The following is a 17,325-nucleotide window of genomic DNA, read 5'->3' on the forward strand; positions in this document are numbered from 1 at the left end:
GATTTGGTAGAAAAATATGGGGGGATATTATGAAAATTCAAGTTGTATTATCAGGATACGGAACAGTAGGCAGAGAGTTTATAAAATTATTAAATGAAAAATATTCATATATATATGAAACATATGGGATTCAATTAGTTGTAAGTGGCGTATTAGGGAGAAATATTGCAATACATAATGAAGCCGGATTATCACTTCATCATTTATTGATGTATGGTGGCGGTACCGCTGCAATTGAAAAATATTTAGAGTATCATCCGAAGGAACGTGCAACAACTAGCATAAGTGGTACTGTATTGGTAGAATCAACAGTTACAAATCTTAAAGATGGAAATCCAGGGAAACAATATATGAAACAAGCCATTGAGAGACAGATGGATATAGTAGCAATTTCTAAAGGTGCGCTCGTTACAAACTGGAGAGAAATAAATGAAGCAGCAAGAGGCGCAAATGTCCGAATTCGATATAGCGGTGCAACAGCCGCTGCACTACCGACACTAGATATCGGACAATTTAGTTTAGCCGGTTGCAGTATTGAAAAAATAGAAGGAATATTAAATGGAACAACTAATTATATTCTTACGAAAATGTATGAGGAAGATATGACATTTGAAGAAGCACTGAAAGAAGCACAAGATAAAGGAATTGCTGAGACAAACCCTATATTAGATATAAGTGGTTCAGATAGTGCGTGTAAATTGTTACTTTTGACAAACAGCTTAATGGAAACAGAGAAAACACTTACTGATATACATATAAAAGGAATCGAGCACGTTACAAAACAGCAAATACAAAACGCTAAGGAACAACATAAAATTATTAAATTAATAGCATCAATATATAAGGATGAAGGTGGCAATGTGAATTTAAATGTTGAACCGTGCGAAATAGAAAAAGATCATCCGTTAGCAAAAGTAAATGGGAGCGAAAAAGGAATTACGTTCTTTACAGATACGATGGGACAAGTTACTACAATTGGTGGGGCTTCTAATCCACGAGGCGCTGCAGCTGCAGCTTTAAAAGATGTAATTAACTTATATCGAAAAGATTTGTAAGACCGTACCGCCCTTTATAAAAAATACATATGTCGTGGACCTTTTGAGAATGAAATAAATATGCAAAAATGATTGCAGGGGGTAAGGAATTGTTTAAGGATTTTAAAGTTGTTAAAGATCGTCCCGTTTATATTCAATTAAAAGACTATTTGAAAAAGATGATTATGAAAGGGCATTTGCTCGGGGATCAAAAAATCCCATCAACAAGGGAACTAAGTGAATTACTAAGTGTGAGTAGAAACACTGTACTCGCTGCTTATGCAGATTTAGAGCAAGAAGGACTCATTTATGCAGTTAAAGGAAAAGGGAACTTTGTTGCGAAGGTGGATATATCTAACACTTCGTCTGTTGAAATAGATTGGAAAAATAAACTTAATACAGTGACCGCATTAGCGGACGAATTAGATTTAATGAAACATGGTGTTCGTTGGGAAAAGGGAATGATTGTTTTTAATAGTATAGCCCCGGATGAGAAGCTATTTGATGTTGAAAATTTCAAAAGAGCTTTTCTTACTCGTATGTCCATTGAAGGGGACATCGTATTGAACTACGGATATGCAAAGGGATATAGACCGTTAATGAATTATTTACTTCATTACATGGAAATGAAAGGTGTAGACATTTCGAATAAAGATATTCTAATTACAAATGGATTTACAGAAGGATTGGATATTGTACTCTCTTCTTTATCAAAAAAATCCGGTCGTGTCATTTGTGAGAATCCAACTCACCATGCTGCACTTAAGCTTTTCCGTTTACATGGACTTGAAGTTCATGGGATTGATATGCATGAGGATGGTATTGATACGAATGAAGTTGAAAAAAGTTTGCGTGAAAAAGATTTTGATTTTGCTTATTTAATTCCTTCTTATCATAATCCAACCGGTATTGTTACGAGTTCAGAGAAAAGAACGGAATTGATGAGGTTATTCTCAAAATACAACGTTCCTATTATAGAGGACGGATTTAATGAAGAATTACGTTATTCAGGTTCACATTTAGCTCCATTATTAACTTTTGCTGGTGCTGGCAATAATGTGATTTATATTAGTAGCTTTTCAAAGGTACTTTTCCCTGGTTTACGTGTAGGGTGGATTATTGCAGATAAAGAGCTGATTCATTATTTAGAAAGCGTAAAAAGAGCAAGAACGATTCACACATCTACGCTAGATCAAGCTGTTCTGTTTCAATATTTACATGAGGGATATTTTGAAAAATATTTAAAAAAGGCAAGATCTGTTTATAAGAAAAAATATGAGTTAGCTGTCGGGGCATGTAACCAGTACATTCCTTTCAAAAGAATGACTGGAGATGGTGGACTGCATTTATTTATAGAGCTAGAAGAGCATATGAACGCCCGCACACTTTTACAAAAGTGTTATGAGAAAGGCGTTACGTTTTCACCTGGAGATGTTTTTTACTCTGATGGAGAAGGAGCGAACACTTTCCGATTAGGGTTTTCGCGCTTGAAAGAAGAAGAAATAGTTCGGGGAATTAAAATAATTGGTGATACATTAAAAAATGAAAATTGGAGTTGAGAAAATGAAAATCGGTGTTATTATGGGCGGGGTATCGTCTGAAAAACAAGTTTCAATTATGACCGGGAATGAAATGATTGCTCATTTAGATAAAAATAAGTATGAAATAGTCCCAATTACATTAAATGAAAAAATGGATTTAATTGAAAAAGCGAAAGACATTGACTTTGCATTGCTCGCATTACACGGAAAATACGGAGAAGATGGGACAGTTCAAGGAACACTGGAGAGTTTAGGGATTCCTTATAGCGGAAGTAATATGTTATCTAGTAGTATATGTATGGATAAAAATATTTCGAAAAAGATTTTACGTTATGAAGGTGTAGAAACACCAGATTGGATTGAACTTACAAAAATGGAGGATCTAAATCTTGATGAGTTAGATAAGTTAGGATTTCCATTAGTGGTAAAACCAAACTCCGGCGGATCGAGTGTCGGGGTGAAAATCGTTTACAATAAAAATGAATTGATCTCAATGCTAGAAACTGTATTCGAATGGGATTCTGAAGTAGTAATTGAGAAGTATATAAAAGGTGATGAAATTACATGTTCTATTCTGGATGGAAAACAGTTACCTATAGTTTCAATTCGACATGCAGCCGAGTTTTTTGATTACAATGCAAAATATGATGATACTAGTACAGTTGAGGAAGTTATCGAACTTCCAGCAGAAATTAATGAACGTGTAAATAAAGCTTCACTGGCTTGTTATAAAGCATTAAAATGTAGTGTTTATGCAAGAGTTGATATGATGGTGAAGGACGGAATTCCATATGTAATGGAAATTAATACATTACCAGGGATGACACAATCAAGCCTATTGCCCAAAAGTGCAGAAGCAGCGGGAATTAGTTATAGCAAACTATTAGATATGATTATTGAAACATCATTAAAAGTTAGAAATGAAGAAGGGTTTTAAGGAGATTATATAACTAATTCTTTTGACAGTTTCACGAAGTATGCTATGATGAATACATTATAAAAACAAAATATTTATCCACTAGGGGGGCCTTTTATAGGCTGAGATCAAATGTGATTTTGAGACTCTTAGTACCTGATCTGGTTAATGCCAGCGTAGGGAAGTGGGAACGACGTTGCTATTTAATGAGTAAATAAATACTGTCAATTTCACTTTCTTTACGCCTGTAAAGAAAGTTTTTTTATTTTACAGCTTTAATAATTGTGGATAAATACTTATATTTTATACATTATTGGAGGGATTTAAATGACTTTTTCACAATCATTACGTAAAGAAGTAGATTCAATTTGGGAAGCGAGTTTTAACCATCCTTTTGTAAAAAAACTTGGTGAAGGAACATTAGATTTAGCTAGTTTTCGCTATTATGTGCTTCAAGATTCATATTATTTGAGTCATTTTGCTAGAGTACAAACTTTAGGAGCTGCAAAAGCTCTTGAATTAGAGACGACAGCTCGTATGGCACATCATGCTCAAAATACATATGAGGCCGAGTTATCTTTACATGAGAATTTTGCTAAAAAGCTAGGGATAACAAAAGAAGAAAAAGATAATTTTATTCCTGCGCCAACTGCATATGCGTATACTTCACATATGTATCGTGCTGCGTATGAAGGGCATTTAGGAGATATCATTGCAGCAATTTTACCTTGCTATTGGTTGTATTATGAAATTGGCGAACACTTAAAAGAGTGCCAGCCGGAAGAGCCAATTTATAACGAATGGATTTCTGCTTATGGATCTGATTGGTTCCGTACGCTAGTTGAAGAACAAATTACACGTTTAGATACTATCGCTGAAAATGTAACAGAGGCAGACCGCAAACGTATGAAACAGCATTTTATTATTAGCAGTCAATATGAATATTCATTTTGGGAAATGGCTTATACATTAGAAAAGTGGCCAGTGGATAAAGACGTAAAAGACGTAATTGGATAAGGAATAGAAGTAATGTTATAGATAGGTATGGATAATATCTATCTATATATTTTTTTTGTCAAATTTGTACAAAGTTGATAGTACTGCAGTTATAGCGAAATGACATATCGATAAGTTAGTTTAGTTGTCTACGCATTAAATGGATAAACTACTGTCACATTTATTTTACAATAAAACGGATATGTTACTAAGCTAACTTCAGATACACAACGTAATGAGATGAAATTTTACCTTGAACGTAAAGCTTGGAGGTATGAAGTTAGATAAGAAAAGAAACCCGCACTGTTAGCTGAACGGAGTTGTTTTTTCTTTGCAGGAATTTCTAAATTACCATGAAGTGCTGTTAACACAATATGCATATTTGCATATTGTGTTTTTTTGAGTTCTTTTTGTGTTAAAATCAAATATAGGGATATGGAAATATAAAGAAGTAAAAGCAGGAATATCCAATGAATTTTGAGAGGTGTTATATGTTTACAAATAAGAAATTAATTCGATTTGGTTTATCGTTGTTTGTATTTTTAGGGATAATTAATTTTACAATCAGCTATTTCCAAACATATCTTGAAACAGCAGCAGATATTAAATGGGTAATTCCGGAAATTTGGAAAACTATTTTACTAGATGTTCCTCAAGGTATACTTGTTCTTTTAGGCGCAATTGCTTTATATGATTTCACAAAAGAGGCATCACAAAAAGACGCATCAATCTAAGTGTGTCTTTTTCTATTAGGAATTTCATAGAGAGTTTTGCTGGAGAAATAGAATGAAAAGCCCTAATAAGGGCTTTTTTCTTTGTAGGAATTTCTTATCCGTCATATAAACCGGTCACTAGGAGATGTTATAGCGAAACGCATTTACATTACAGAAAAATCTAAGCGGCAGACGCAAATATATAGGATATGGCAACATAATTATTGAGAAATTAATTGAATTTAGTAGGTATGAAGATATGACGCTAGAATTCATATTTTTTAATTTTTATTTATCCCGCATTAACGGGCTGTTCGTAAAAGCCTGATTGGTGAGGGCTAATAATCAGCGGGGGAAGAACTCCCCCCCACTGATTAAAGTTTCACTTTATAAAAATGAGCCCATAGCAAAAATAGGTATATGAACAAGGTGCATCATTTAGTGATAAGTCATACTTTGTTGGTGTACGTATTGAACTTAGTTTATAGCGCTATTTTTACTTAGATGTAACGAACAGAAATATAGGGAAGCATCAATGAGGTTGTATTTTATAAACGGAGGTTATGAAAATGAATCAGTTTCAACAAGAACTACAAGCGTTAAGTCTTAATGATTACCAATCTGGAAATATTGTCTATTGGGACCAGCAAAATCAATATCCATATTACTATATTGAAGATGCTGCTCGTCGCTGTGGCGGTTGTGGTCGTTGTGGTGGTTGTGGTGGAGGTCGTTGTGGCGGATTTCGTTGTGGTGGATTCCGTTGTATTGGTTGCTTCGGTTGTTTTGGTTGCGGAGGTTGTGGAGGTTGTGGCGGCTGTGGTGGTTGCTCTAACTGTTTTGATGGTTTTAGTGGTACTACTGATACTACTGGTACTATTATAACGTATGAATATTGATTGCATTTATCCTGCTATTTGCCGGGCAGTAAGACCCTAAAAAAATTCAGCGAGAGCAAAGTGGCGGACTACCCATAAAAGCCCGATTGGTGAAGGCTAATTAAAGCTTCACTTTATCAATTAAAAAACATTAGTTTTATATATGTACTTGCCGACAAAGAATATAGCCATTATTAATGGATATATTCAATCATTCAAGTGAAAGAGTAACAATAAGATATATAGATGTAATCAAGAGGTGATGGATAAAGCAATGACTAGATTTAAAATCTAATCATTGCTCTTTTCTTATGGTTTTATCATCAAATATCTGTCTAGTTTAGGGATTGATTTCTTCTAGCTAATGAATTTATTACAACTTTGTAAGGTTAATGTAATGTTAATCGATAGTAAATGAAGATGCTTGAGTGTAATTTAAATAAGATTAAAAAGTACTGTTTATCTATAAAATAATCGGGTAAATAATATGTAATTAGGAAGTGTATGAATATGATTGAACTAAAATCTATTATCCATTCGTATAAACTAAAGAGAAAAATAGCTAAAGATTTATACGGAAAAAGAGATGAATTGACACTGTTATTAAATGAATTTAATAAAATGAAATGTACAGTAACATCTGAAAAGAAGAAAAACAATATATTATCTCGTTTGCAACTAATTTATCAAAATATGAAATTAGATAAGCAGTATCCTCTATCAGTTGCTTTTGATAGTAAATTATTGGAGCGATTAGAAAAAGAACCTCTACATACTATTGAGGATGGTGTAACATGTTTACATCTAATGTTAGATGAGAATTATGAGAAAATAAAACAATATGGTTCGAGTACAAGTAGGTCATTTGTTCCATTATCGCAGTCTTCTATTTGTCTTGCTGATTGTATTTGTTTAACAGGAGTTGTAGTAGGTTTACTAGGAGCAATTTCATTTGGGGGATTACTGTTATCTATATGTTCAATTACATAAAGGTTGATATTTGTAAAAAGGGCACCGAATTAAGGTGTTCTTTTTTGGTTTTTTTGTAAAGTTATTGTAAATGATAAGTACAATGCATTAGATGTAATGTATAATTCGAATGTATTGAAATACAAATATAATAGAGGTGTTATACATGATAATTACTTTGAATTTTTAAAAGAGTCGGTTTGATAATAATTTATGTAAATAAACAGTTTTTACGTTTCTTTTAAATACTTGGTTTAAATGGATTAGATTAAGTAACTATTGTTCTAGCTTTTTAATAATCAAGACAACTGAAGAAAGGAAGGAATCATTTTATGAAAAAATTAAGGCTGCTAACATTTGAAAATATAGTAGAACCCCTTTTAAATGAAAAGGTATCATTTATATACTTTCCTATTGAATGGCTGGACATCGTAGAGATACATTATAAGACATTTTTATTAACGAGTAAGTTGAAACGTTTGAATGAAAGATTGTATGATATGTTTTCGGATATATTGTTTATTCAGCATAACCCGTACGTATTAAATGAAAATACACCATGGATTGTATCGAAAGAACCTATTAGACAAGAGCAGCTCGATTATATTTTTCAAAGTTGGTATGAGATTATTCATGATTGGAAACCAAATAGATTAGTAGAACCACCAAAATATGAATGGCAATCCGATTTGATTTCTAATTTGCCAGTACTACATGATAATGAAACGTATTCTAAGTGGGTGCCCGCTTTAATCTCACATATTTTTTGTGAGCGTCCTATATATTTAGAAAATACAAATGAAGAAGAAATCTATTTTTCCCCTCTTAGATCACAAAATATTTGTGAGGCGATGTCTGGGCCGATAAAAGATGAAAAAACACAAGATTTTTTCTCCTATGTATATCGATTCGAATGCATAACCCGCGGTGGTGAGAACGCTCCATTATTAAATATTTCAATAGGAATTCGGAGATTTTATCAAGAATATAAGATGATAGGTCAAACAAACCTTGATATGACAACGTTTGTTTGACTTTTTTTGATAAAATGCAAACATTTTGCAAACATAGGTTATCCAAAGATACTTTTACCGAAGTTTTTAACTGCTTCTTCCTGCATATTCGGTAAAACATGAGAATAGACACTTAATGTCATTGAAATATCTGTATGACCTAATCGCTCACTGATGATTTTAGGGTTAACTCCTTGTTTCAATAGTAGAGTTGCGTGTGTATGTCTTAAATCATGGAATTTAATTTCTTTTATACCTACTTTGTGTGTCATCCTAATGAAACTTTTTCTGAAATGTGCTCTTTTTATTATTCTTCCAAACTCATTACAATTTATTAAATCTTGATCTAGATAAGCAGAACCAAACCTTAATTTCTCTTTATTGATTAAAATTTTATGTTTTTTTAAGGCTGCTATTGTTTCATTAGGTACAGGAATTGTGCGTTTTGATGAATTTGTTTTTGCAGTTTTTTTGATTTTATTATCATGACCAGATGTTTGATTTATTGTAACAGTATGTTTTTCAAAATCAATGTCCTGCCATCGTAAACCTAGAACTTCTCCCAGACGCATACCTGTAGTTATTGCAAGTAGATACCCAATGTGATATCGTGATTCTTGTGAATGAGCTAAAAACTTTTTTACTTCTTCCTCTGTCCAAGTTTGGATAGGGGTTTTTTCTTTTTTAGGTATCTCAGCAAACTCTGCTGGATTTCGAGAAATAATATTTTGTTTTACGGCTAGGTTTAAAGCGCTCTTTAAAATTCTATGCATAAGCAGAATAGAATTGTTTGCAATCCCTTTATCTATCGCAGTCTTATAACATTTTTGAATGTGTATAACATTTAATTTATGGAGCGCAACCATTCCTATACTAGGTATAACATGTTGGTTGATAACTGCCTTATAGACAGCAAAGGTACTCTTTTCAATGCTCATACTTTTAATTTCTAGCCAATGATTTAGATAATCCTTTAACGTAACTTTAGATGGTTCTATAAAAGTTCCTTCATTCAACTCTGTAATTTTCTTTGCCACATCAGCCTGTGCTTCTTTTTTTGTCTTATATCCAGAAAACCATTTCTGTCTTCTTTTTCCTGTCTCTGGATCAGGACCGATATCAATAACGATACAGTATTTATTTCCTCTTTTTCGAATATGTCCTTTCACTTAAAACACTCCTTCATTTGTTTTGAATCATGTTGTATAAGTCTAGTTGTAATTTTGCTGCTATGAAAATTACATAGTTGGACATATCAGCGATGGATACATTTTACCATATATAAGCAAATTCAGTTATAGGATATGATTGTAAGATAATACTAATTTTATCTTTACAATATACGGAAAATTCGGTAATATACTTGATGGAATTATAAATCAATTCAAGGGGGAAGAAAGATGAAAAAGTTATTTACAGTATTTTTTGCACTAGTATTGGCATTTACAGTTATTGGTACTACACCAGCTATGGCAGCGGGAGACGGGAATGCACAAGTTTATTATAATAATGAATTCAATATAACTAATTATGTGTTTTCAAAAAAACCTTTATTAAATAGTCCAAGTGATCCAAACCCAGTAGGTTATGTTGCTTGGCAATATGTTACAGTAAAACAAGCATGGTTTTTAATTGATACATCTTTAGGGCCTAAGTGGGTAGGATATAATGAAGATAATGGAGTCTTGCTGTGGAGTAGATTCGATGCGGCTCATGCGAAGCTTTTTATTAGTGAACATAGAGTGGGATTACATAATGAACCAAGTGACCCTCGTGTAGTAGGTTATGTAGCAAATCAACATGTCACAGTAAAACAAGCATGGTATTTAATTAATACATCATTAGGACAAAAATGGATTGGTTATAACATGTAAAAGGCGCTCATTATGAGTGCTTTTTTATTTGTATATATAAGTCTAGTTGTAATTTTGCTGCTATAAAAATTACATAGTTGGACATATCAGCGATGGATATATTTTACCATATATGAACAAATTCAGTTATAGGATAAGATTGTAAGATAATACTAATTTTATCTTTACAATATACGGAAAATTCTGTAATGTAATTAATGGAATTATAAAGCGATTCAAGGGGAGGAAGAAAGATGAAAAAGTTATTAGCAGTATTTTTCGCAATAGCATTAGCATTTACGGCTATTGGTTCTACACCAGCTATGGCAGCAGGGAATTCTGATGCAAGAATTATATCTTATGTCGGAGTACTACAAAACTATATTTATGGTAAAAAGCCACTATTCAATAGTCCAAGTGATCCAACAATAGTAGGATATGTAGCTAATCAATATGTAACAATAAAGCAACCATGGTTTATTGTTAATACATCTTTAGGGGAAAAATGGATGGGATTCAATCAATGGGAATCTTCACTATGGCGTGATTTTGATGCAGGCGCGGGACGTTTATATGTATCAGGAAAAGTGGCTATACGCAATGATCCGGGCTCTCAACCAGTAGGTTATGTTGCTAATCAAAACGTTACAGTAAAACAAGCATGGTATTTAATTAATACATCATTAGGACAAAAATGGATAGGTTATAATTTGTAAAAAAGCGCTCATTATGAGTGCTTTTTTGTATATATAAGTCTAGTTGTAATTTTTCTGCTATAAAAATTACATAGTTGTACATATCAGCGATGGATACTTTTTACCATATATGAGCAAATTCAGTTATAGGATATGATTGTCATCCATTGTGAAAAAATAGTAAAATATTTATAGGATTAGATAAAGGAGGAAGAAAGATTATGAAAGAATTCACAAATGACCCAGGCGGGCACAAAGTAAGTGATTCTGGTGGCTGGAAGGAAGAATTAGACCCAGGAACAGGCATATAGTACATAGGTGGAGCTTAACGGCTCTTTTTTTATTGTAGAAAAAAGAGCCGTTAGGCTCCCTTGAGAAACGTTGATATATAACGATTTTAAAACTTTCTCAATAAGAATCAGATAACTACACGACTGAATTTTGGGAAAAATGTGATATTATGAAAATAATAAAATAAACGGACGTGAAAAAGACCTACGACTGTGCAAGTGGTGCTCGCAACACCCTTACACCGTCCTCCCTAAACGCGCTAGGGAAAACACTTGTCATAAGTCTCAAACATAATTATAACACATAACCTAGATATAATGGCACGTTTTCCTGTAAATATAAGACATCTAGGGTAAAGTTGTCTTTTTTGTCCATAAGGAGGACAAGGATTGTGCAAGTTTTATTGGATTTAAATGACATGCAGGAGTGTCTAAAATCAAATGGTTATACAAATCGTAAATTGGCAACACGTTTTAAAGTAACGCATACAACAGTAAATAGTTATTTTAAGAAGCAAGGTAAATTTGATTTTATGCACTTGGTTGATGCGCTGAAGCTATATAAGCCTAAAAATGTTGATTTTAGAAGGGAATGCATCAAAGAGTGTATACCTACACTATCACATAAAAATTTGAAATTAGCATTAGAAGTGTTAGATATGTTTGGAGAATATGATCTTCAAGACCTAGTAATTCAACGAATAATGAGTTTTAAAACTAATAAAAATAAAAGCGAAGAAGAAAAGAAAAAAGGTAATTCAAAAACTGTAAGGATAAATTTAAATTTGGTTCCATTATATAAAACATTAAGAGAAAGAAGTGAAAATACAACTACTCCTAAGAGCTTCTTTGAGAAAGTTGATAAAATGAGAAAAAATCAAAAATACTCAGATAACGAGCTGGTAATAATATCTGTTTTAAATACAATTTACTCTTTTTTTGATTTAGGTAATTATAAGATGGTTAATGAACATATTCAGCAATTATTACCGGACATCTTGGGAATTAAATGTCATACATTAAGAGATTCTCTTTTATTAAGAATAAAAGAGATGGAAGTTTTCGTTGCACTTCACGAAAATAATTTAGACGAATCACGTGAATTATGTTTTGAAATTATAAATGATCAAAGTAATTGCTATGTCAGCACAAAGGCAGTAGCATATTGCAAAATTGGAGAAAGTTATGTTTTCTCTGATTATCAAAATGCTAAAGAGTACATGGAGAAATCATTAAATATAATTGGTGTTCCAGTGAATAAAAAATTAGAAGTAAGAAGAGAAAAAGTACTTAATACACTATTATTTTTAAGAATATATCATGAAAAAGATTTACATACCATTAACCCAGAAAATCTAGATGATGCTGAAAAAGCATTCTTATATGTAAAGCTAGGTGAAAATCAAAAAGCGATTAAAATTTTACAAGCTTTACAAAATACAAATGGATATCTTAGTAGTTTTCAATTGTACTATATGGGGCTTGCGGTCGGAGGAGAAGAAGGGAAGAAATACCTAGAAATGTCTATAGAAAGTTTTTCTAAATCAGGTGATTATTTCTATATATTCCTACCAAAGACAACATTGAAATGTTATAATTGAATTATACAAAAAGGGTGGTGAAACGCTTGAAAAATAAGCTTTTGAAAATAGTTTTCACTATTGCTACTGTAGCTTGTCTTTCTATCACAGCTTTTCAGGTGACAGAAAAAGATAAGGTGCAAAGTGCTAAAGAACAAAAAACAACTTTATATATGATTGATCCAGGCCCAGGAGGCGGGTAATTAATATAATATTAGAAATGACACTATCAAATTGATAGTGTCATTTCTGCTTTATAGGGAATGGAAACATTTTGACTGAAACGACAAAAACTTTCCACTTTAAGACGGTTAATATATATAACAGGATGTAAGGGGAGAATTAAGGATGACGAAAGAGGAAATTGTAATCCTATTTTTAGATACTGTGAAAGAATATGCACCAGATCAATTAGAAGAATATATAGCAGAAATTAAAAAAATAGCCATTCCTAATTAAGGGGCTATTTTTCTGTTTTATTATGGTGTTTGCTAAGAGCTTGAGCGATAGCTAACATTTGTTCTAACGCCATATCTTCTTTATCCTTTGGCAGCGGTTCTAGCCATTCCATGATTTCTTTGAATTTTTTATATTTATCATCACTAGAGTGGTCATCTTTATTTTCTCCGTACAAATAATTTACAGGTACATTAAATCTCTTCGCTATCTTTTCTATAGTTTCACGACTTGGGAATGCTTTTCCATTTTCAAACTTTGAAACAGTCCCTTTAGTTAAATCCACTTCTTTCCCGAATTGTTCTTGATTCATTTTGTTATCTATTCGAATTTGTTTAATTCTATCCTTCATTTCCATATTTAAATACTCCCCTTTTTACGATATATCGTAAATTACGTTAATTACATTATAAAGTTTCCTAGCAAGAAACGTAAAGAATAAAAAAAGTTTCCTTCTCTGAAATTTTTTTGTTAAAAATACTTGAAGTTTCACGTTATGAAACTTATAATGAGTTTGTAAGCATCAGAAGGGAGTGATCAGATGCAAAATCAAAAACAACTAACGGCACTTCAAAAAGCTTTTGAAGATTCTGGTCTTAAATATCATGAATTAGCTAATATGATTGGTATATCAAAGTCTTACTGCTATAAAATTATAAATTATAATCTAAGAGTTTATTATGATGTAGCTGTAAAAATATCAAATGTTTTAGGTAAAGAAACCGACATTCTATTTAATGAACAGGAAAAAAATTTTGAACATGAGGTTTCATTGGATGAAACTAAAGGGGGTGAAAAAAATGAGCCAATTACAAGTTTTGCAACATCCAGTAAATGAGTTTGTTTTTATGGAAGGGAATTAAGTTGTTCATGATGGTGGAAAGAAACTTTTCGCAGCAGCTTGGAGAGACGTAAAATCAGCGTTTGCAGTAAACAGTTATTGCAACATTTTACAGAAAGATTTCAATGAAGAGATATCATACATAAAAGCATGACGACCAAGGTTAGTATGATTATCCATCGTTAATATGATTTTGGAAGGAGAAAAAAGAAATGGGATTAGATCAAATCATTAAAGAATCAATCCGCGAAGTTGTTCGAGAGGAGATACAAGCTGCTTTAGCGCAGTTCCAACAACAATCACAACCAAACAAAGTAATGAGGGTGAAAGAAGCAGCAGAATATCTCAATATCGCTGTTTGTAGAATGTATGAATTAGCAAGTCATCCACAGTTTCCAGTGATTAGGGAAGGGCGCAAATTACTTTTCCTACAAAAGGATTTAGAAGCTTGGCTTGAAACACAAAAGGAGGAGATTTAGTGGAAGATACAACATCGTTAGTTATATTCGCAATGTTTATCGCGTGCAGCGCATTGTTACTTTACATTACTTATGAACCAATAAAACAGTGGGCTTGGAGTGACGTAAAACAAAATAAAAAGACCCATGGCAGTGGGTCCTTTAAGAAAAAACAGTTGTTATAAGTATATCACGAAAAGTAGGGAAATAGTAGATGCGTCTAACTGAATATCAAGTGCTATTACCTAATAAGTTTTGGAACTTAGCAAAGAGCAGGGATGAATTAAAGCAAATGATTGAACAGTATTTCAAGGCTGGTTATCCGCATTATGAAATTCAACGAATTATCAAAAGTGGACAAGCATATGTGGCGGTTTGTACAAGGAGGTAAATAAATGGCAACATTTCGAGTTAGTAAAAGTAAAAATTACACAACCATTAATAATACAGGTCTTCGAGATGAACGTTTAAGTTGGAAAGCAAAAGGGATATTGGCTTACATTTTATCGTTACCAGATGATTGGGTGTTTTACATGGAGGAAATATCTACTCATGCGAAAGATGGAATTGATAGTTTAAGAGTAGGAATGAAAGAACTAAAAAAATTCGGTTATGTTAGAAGGTTTCCTGTAAAAAACGAAAAGGGAAAGATAACTAACTGGGAGACAATTATTTATGAAGTTCCACAAGTGGAGAATCCACATATGGAAAATCCACAAGTGGAAAAATCACAAATGGAAGTTCCATTTATGGAAAATCCAACGCTACTAAGTACTAAAGAACTAAGTACTAATAAACAAAATACTAATATAAAAAGTAGTATAAGTATCTTCTCTTTCTACGAAAATAATTTCGGTATTTTAAATTCATTCATAGCCGAAAATATTTCGCAATGGATAAACAATATGAACGAAGAACTTGTGCAAGCAGCTATGGAACGTGCATTGAAGCAACAAAAAAAATGGAATTATGCTGAGGGCATTTTAAAACAGTGGATTAACAATAACGTGAAGACTTTAAAAGATGTTGATGCTTTAGAAACGGAATATCAACGAACTAAAGGAGTGAAAAAACGTGTCGGAATCAATTGGAAGAGTAATGACTCGGATAGTGAATACATCGGCTTGTAGTGAAGAAACAGAAGGGTATACATGTGAACACTGTAATAAATATATAGCCGCAATCACTGTAGAAGTTCCGCAGTTACGTATTAAAAACAAAATACTTCCTACATGTGAGTGTGTTGTAGAACGTGAAGAAGCAAAAATACGTGAAGCTCAAAACTTTGCTAAGAAACGAGAAATAGAAAAGTTGTTCAGTATCAGTAATTTAGGAGAAAGGTTCTCAAAAAGTACATTTGAATCATTTCTAGATAGAAATGGATCAGAGACGGCTTATAAAGTTGCAGTGAAATACGTAAAGACGTTTAAAGAATGGGACGGGGAATCGTTAATGCTTTGGGGAGATCCTGGTAATGGAAAAACACACCTAGCAGCCGCAATTGTAAATGAACTTTCTAAAAAAGGATACATCGTAGTATTTCAAAGTGTTCCAGAATTATTGCAACGCATTCGCAGGACATTTAACAGCGAAAACAAAGAAAATGAAACACAAATTATGAGAGCACTTTTAGAATGCGACTTACTTATATTAGATGATATTGGAGCGGAAAAAACTACGGAATGGGTAGAAGAAAAATTGTTCAATATTATTGATGGTCGGTATAGAAAAGAACTTCCTACTTTATATACGAGTAATTTGGAACCAAAAGAGTTGAAAAATCAAGTTGGAAAACGTTCATATGACCGAATGGTTGAAACAAGTCTAACTGTAAAAAATGAAGCCGCTAGTTATAGAAGAGAGATAGCGAAGCAACGTTTACAAAGATTTATAGAAGCATAAAAGGAGGGAAAAATATGTGCGCATTATGTCATGATACAGGAATTATTCGTAAAGAAACTTATCCGGGTGTAATTGAAACGAACGGTTGTAATTGTGAAGTGGCAAAGCGACAGCAAGCGGAAAACGATAAGCGTTGGCAAGCATGGTTAATAAAATTTGAATCAATGAAACAAGAATTAGAAAGAAGCAAACAACAAAAAGCTAGTTAACAAGGGGGAGTAATATATGAAAAACAAAACAATTTTAAAAGCTGAACAGTTCCATGATGATTTGTTAGAAGGTAAGAAATCATTAAATGACTTAAGAGAAGAACTAGGTTTAAAGAAGATAAATGAACCAGCATTCAATACTTTGTTGAAGGTCAAAGTAGAAAATAAAAGAGTGGTAAATTTGGTACATCTTAACAAAGAAGAATTTAGTACGGAAACCATTCATATCCGGGCGCTTCCAGCAATTACAGATTGTTTAAATGAATTGAGAGTTTTTAATTATCAGTGTGCAAATACGTTTGAAGAATATGAAGAATTAGTGAAAGGAGATTGCGAACTAATAAAAATGACGATTAATAATTATATTGATGCAATGGGAAAAGCGATGCTTCATTTAGGTGAGTTTGTGGAGAGATGGAAAAAATAACTCTCCGTAGCGCCCACTATGGAGAGTTATGATCAATAAATTTCTTTAACTGCAAAGTTAATAATTTCAGTTGGATCTTCAGGGTTTCTCTTTACTACACAACGAATTTCACCGGATTCAACCAATTGGTCCACAACTTTAAGCATGGTGTCAGATGAAAGATGTTGGAGTCTTTCGTCTGACAATAAAAATTTCATATTCAAGTGTTTTTGAGAATCTGGATGTAATAAATCCCTATTTTCATTAATGATTTGAAGAATTAGTTCTTTGGTAGATTCATAAGCCATAGTTTTACCTCCTTTCCAATTATATGTTTATTTTACATGAATTTAGCAATGAGGTTGTCTGAAAAAAATAATAAGGGTGATAAAAATATGAAAAACACAGGCGTTGCAAGAAAAGTGGACGAGCTAGGTCGTGTAGTAATTCCAGTAGAGTTACGCAGAACTTTAGGGATTGTCGAAGGTACGGCACTAGATTTTCATGTTGAGGGTGAAAACACATGCCCATCAACTTAAGAACAAAAATAAAATGAACTTTCGTTCAAAGCAACT

General features: G+C 32.7%; 23 protein-coding genes, 3 pseudogenes and 1 riboswitch. Of the genes and pseudogenes, 23 read left to right on the forward strand and 3 right to left on the reverse strand.

Annotated features, from left to right (window positions below):
- Positions 1–29: 29 nt before the first annotated feature.
- From CQ064_RS29760 to CQ064_RS29795, 9 genes and pseudogenes are all read left to right on the forward strand, one after another.
- Positions 30–1,055 carry a homoserine dehydrogenase gene (locus tag CQ064_RS29760; RefSeq protein ID WP_000701755.1) on the forward strand — a complete coding sequence of 342 codons (1,026 nt, stop codon included), beginning with the start codon at positions 30–32 and terminating at the stop codon, positions 1,053–1,055.
- A gap of 89 nt (positions 1,056–1,144) precedes the next feature.
- Positions 1,145–2,593 (forward strand): MocR-like pyridoxine biosynthesis transcription factor PdxR, encoded by a 1,449-nt coding sequence (gene pdxR / locus CQ064_RS29765; RefSeq protein ID WP_000471611.1) that lies wholly within the window; start codon positions 1,145–1,147, stop codon positions 2,591–2,593.
- Positions 2,594–2,597: 4 nt separating this feature from the next.
- Positions 2,598–3,512 (forward strand): D-alanine--D-alanine ligase, encoded by a 915-nt coding sequence (locus tag CQ064_RS29770; protein ID WP_003270605.1) that lies wholly within the window; start codon positions 2,598–2,600, stop codon positions 3,510–3,512.
- A gap of 73 nt (positions 3,513–3,585) precedes the next feature.
- Positions 3,586–3,691: riboswitch (TPP riboswitch) on the forward strand.
- A 127-nt stretch (positions 3,692–3,818) separates the two neighbouring features.
- Entirely contained in the window at positions 3,819–4,508 is a 690-nt protein-coding gene (tenA, locus tag CQ064_RS29775; protein WP_000144507.1) for a thiaminase II, read from the forward strand.
- Between the two features lie 449 nt (positions 4,509–4,957).
- Positions 4,958–5,221 carry a DUF3937 domain-containing protein gene (locus tag CQ064_RS29780; protein ID WP_002082716.1) on the forward strand — a complete coding sequence of 88 codons (264 nt, stop codon included), beginning with the start codon at positions 4,958–4,960 and terminating at the stop codon, positions 5,219–5,221.
- A gap of 548 nt (positions 5,222–5,769) precedes the next feature.
- On the forward strand, positions 5,770–6,099 hold the full coding sequence (locus CQ064_RS29785) for a heterocycloanthracin/sonorensin family bacteriocin (protein ID WP_001071355.1): 330 nt from the start codon (positions 5,770–5,772) through the stop codon (positions 6,097–6,099).
- Positions 6,100–6,241: 142 nt separating this feature from the next.
- Positions 6,242–6,373: pseudogene (locus tag CQ064_RS33950) on the forward strand (site-specific integrase); the annotation flags it as partial.
- Between the two features lie 209 nt (positions 6,374–6,582).
- Positions 6,583–7,068 (forward strand): hypothetical protein, encoded by a 486-nt coding sequence (locus tag CQ064_RS29790; protein WP_003270601.1) that lies wholly within the window; start codon positions 6,583–6,585, stop codon positions 7,066–7,068.
- 311 nt (positions 7,069–7,379) lie between these two features.
- Positions 7,380–8,081: a pPIWI_RE module domain-containing protein gene (locus CQ064_RS29795; RefSeq protein WP_000736205.1), complete on the forward strand. Its 702-nt coding sequence runs from the start codon at positions 7,380–7,382 to the stop codon at positions 8,079–8,081.
- A gap of 38 nt (positions 8,082–8,119) precedes the next feature.
- Here the strand turns inward: CQ064_RS29795 and CQ064_RS29800 are convergent, their stop codons facing one another.
- Positions 8,120–9,229 (reverse strand): site-specific integrase, encoded by a 1,110-nt coding sequence (locus CQ064_RS29800; protein ID WP_000675858.1) that lies wholly within the window; start codon positions 9,227–9,229, stop codon positions 8,120–8,122.
- A gap of 231 nt (positions 9,230–9,460) precedes the next feature.
- Here CQ064_RS29800 and CQ064_RS29805 point away from each other — a divergent pair, with 231 nt between their 5' ends.
- The 4 genes from CQ064_RS29805 to CQ064_RS29820 all read left to right on the forward strand — a co-directional run bounded on the left by CQ064_RS29805 (position 9,461) and on the right by CQ064_RS29820 (position 12,681).
- On the forward strand, positions 9,461–9,934 hold the full coding sequence (locus CQ064_RS29805) for a hypothetical protein (protein ID WP_000732892.1): 474 nt from the start codon (positions 9,461–9,463) through the stop codon (positions 9,932–9,934).
- Positions 9,935–10,167: 233 nt separating this feature from the next.
- A complete protein-coding gene (locus tag CQ064_RS29810) occupies positions 10,168–10,629 on the forward strand; it encodes a hypothetical protein (protein ID WP_000734558.1) in 462 nt (153 codons plus the stop codon).
- A gap of 661 nt (positions 10,630–11,290) precedes the next feature.
- Positions 11,291–12,499, forward strand: a complete 1,209-nt coding sequence (locus tag CQ064_RS29815) for an AimR family lysis-lysogeny pheromone receptor (RefSeq protein ID WP_001197708.1) — start codon at positions 11,291–11,293, stop codon at positions 12,497–12,499.
- Between the two features lie 26 nt (positions 12,500–12,525).
- A complete protein-coding gene (locus CQ064_RS29820; RefSeq protein WP_000791664.1) occupies positions 12,526–12,681 on the forward strand; it encodes a hypothetical protein in 156 nt (51 codons plus the stop codon).
- Positions 12,682–12,941: 260 nt separating this feature from the next.
- Here the strand turns inward: CQ064_RS29820 and CQ064_RS29825 are convergent, their stop codons facing one another.
- Positions 12,942–13,292: a helix-turn-helix transcriptional regulator gene (locus CQ064_RS29825; protein WP_000425257.1), complete on the reverse strand. Its 351-nt coding sequence runs from the start codon at positions 13,290–13,292 to the stop codon at positions 12,942–12,944.
- Positions 13,293–13,475: 183 nt separating this feature from the next.
- Between CQ064_RS29825 and CQ064_RS29830 the strand changes: the two genes are divergently transcribed.
- From CQ064_RS29830 to CQ064_RS29870, 9 genes and pseudogenes are all read left to right on the forward strand, one after another.
- On the forward strand, positions 13,476–13,772 hold the full coding sequence (locus CQ064_RS29830; RefSeq protein ID WP_001180927.1) for a helix-turn-helix domain-containing protein: 297 nt from the start codon (positions 13,476–13,478) through the stop codon (positions 13,770–13,772).
- A gap of 55 nt (positions 13,773–13,827) precedes the next feature.
- Positions 13,828–13,929, forward strand: a pseudogene (locus CQ064_RS34235) (ORF6C domain-containing protein); the annotation flags it as partial.
- A gap of 58 nt (positions 13,930–13,987) precedes the next feature.
- Entirely contained in the window at positions 13,988–14,254 is a 267-nt protein-coding gene (locus tag CQ064_RS29840; RefSeq protein ID WP_000522023.1) for a helix-turn-helix domain-containing protein, read from the forward strand.
- Positions 14,254–14,418, forward strand: a complete 165-nt coding sequence (locus CQ064_RS33775) for a hypothetical protein (protein WP_000390298.1) — start codon at positions 14,254–14,256, stop codon at positions 14,416–14,418. The genes CQ064_RS29840 and CQ064_RS33775 overlap by 1 nt, the downstream gene beginning before the upstream one ends.
- Positions 14,419–14,447: 29 nt before the next feature.
- Positions 14,448–14,624: a hypothetical protein gene (locus CQ064_RS33780; RefSeq protein ID WP_001241129.1), complete on the forward strand. Its 177-nt coding sequence runs from the start codon at positions 14,448–14,450 to the stop codon at positions 14,622–14,624.
- Between the two features lie 4 nt (positions 14,625–14,628).
- Complete coding sequence (locus CQ064_RS29855) at positions 14,629–15,363, forward strand: DnaD domain-containing protein (RefSeq protein WP_000190250.1); 735 nt, start codon at positions 14,629–14,631, stop codon at positions 15,361–15,363.
- Positions 15,332–16,135 carry an ATP-binding protein gene (locus CQ064_RS29860; RefSeq protein WP_014482038.1) on the forward strand — a complete coding sequence of 268 codons (804 nt, stop codon included), beginning with the start codon at positions 15,332–15,334 and terminating at the stop codon, positions 16,133–16,135. The genes CQ064_RS29855 and CQ064_RS29860 overlap by 32 nt, the downstream gene beginning before the upstream one ends.
- A gap of 14 nt (positions 16,136–16,149) precedes the next feature.
- Positions 16,150–16,344 carry a hypothetical protein gene (locus tag CQ064_RS29865; RefSeq protein ID WP_000332458.1) on the forward strand — a complete coding sequence of 65 codons (195 nt, stop codon included), beginning with the start codon at positions 16,150–16,152 and terminating at the stop codon, positions 16,342–16,344.
- Positions 16,345–16,360: 16 nt separating this feature from the next.
- Entirely contained in the window at positions 16,361–16,771 is a 411-nt protein-coding gene (locus tag CQ064_RS29870; protein WP_000792379.1) for a hypothetical protein, read from the forward strand.
- Between the two features lie 32 nt (positions 16,772–16,803).
- Here the strand turns inward: CQ064_RS29870 and CQ064_RS29875 are convergent, their stop codons facing one another.
- Positions 16,804–17,058, reverse strand: coding sequence for a hypothetical protein (locus CQ064_RS29875; RefSeq protein WP_000312979.1), 255 nt, complete (start codon positions 17,056–17,058; stop codon positions 16,804–16,806).
- 87 nt (positions 17,059–17,145) lie between these two features.
- Here CQ064_RS29875 and CQ064_RS29880 point away from each other — a divergent pair.
- Positions 17,146–17,271 (forward strand): annotated as a pseudogene (locus CQ064_RS29880) (AbrB/MazE/SpoVT family DNA-binding domain-containing protein); the annotation flags it as partial.
- Positions 17,272–17,325: the final 54 nt, after the last annotated feature.

The organism is Bacillus sp. MYb78 (genome assembly GCF_002975115.1).
Classification (GTDB): Bacteria; Bacillota; Bacilli; order Bacillales; family Bacillaceae_G; genus Bacillus_A; species Bacillus_A cereus.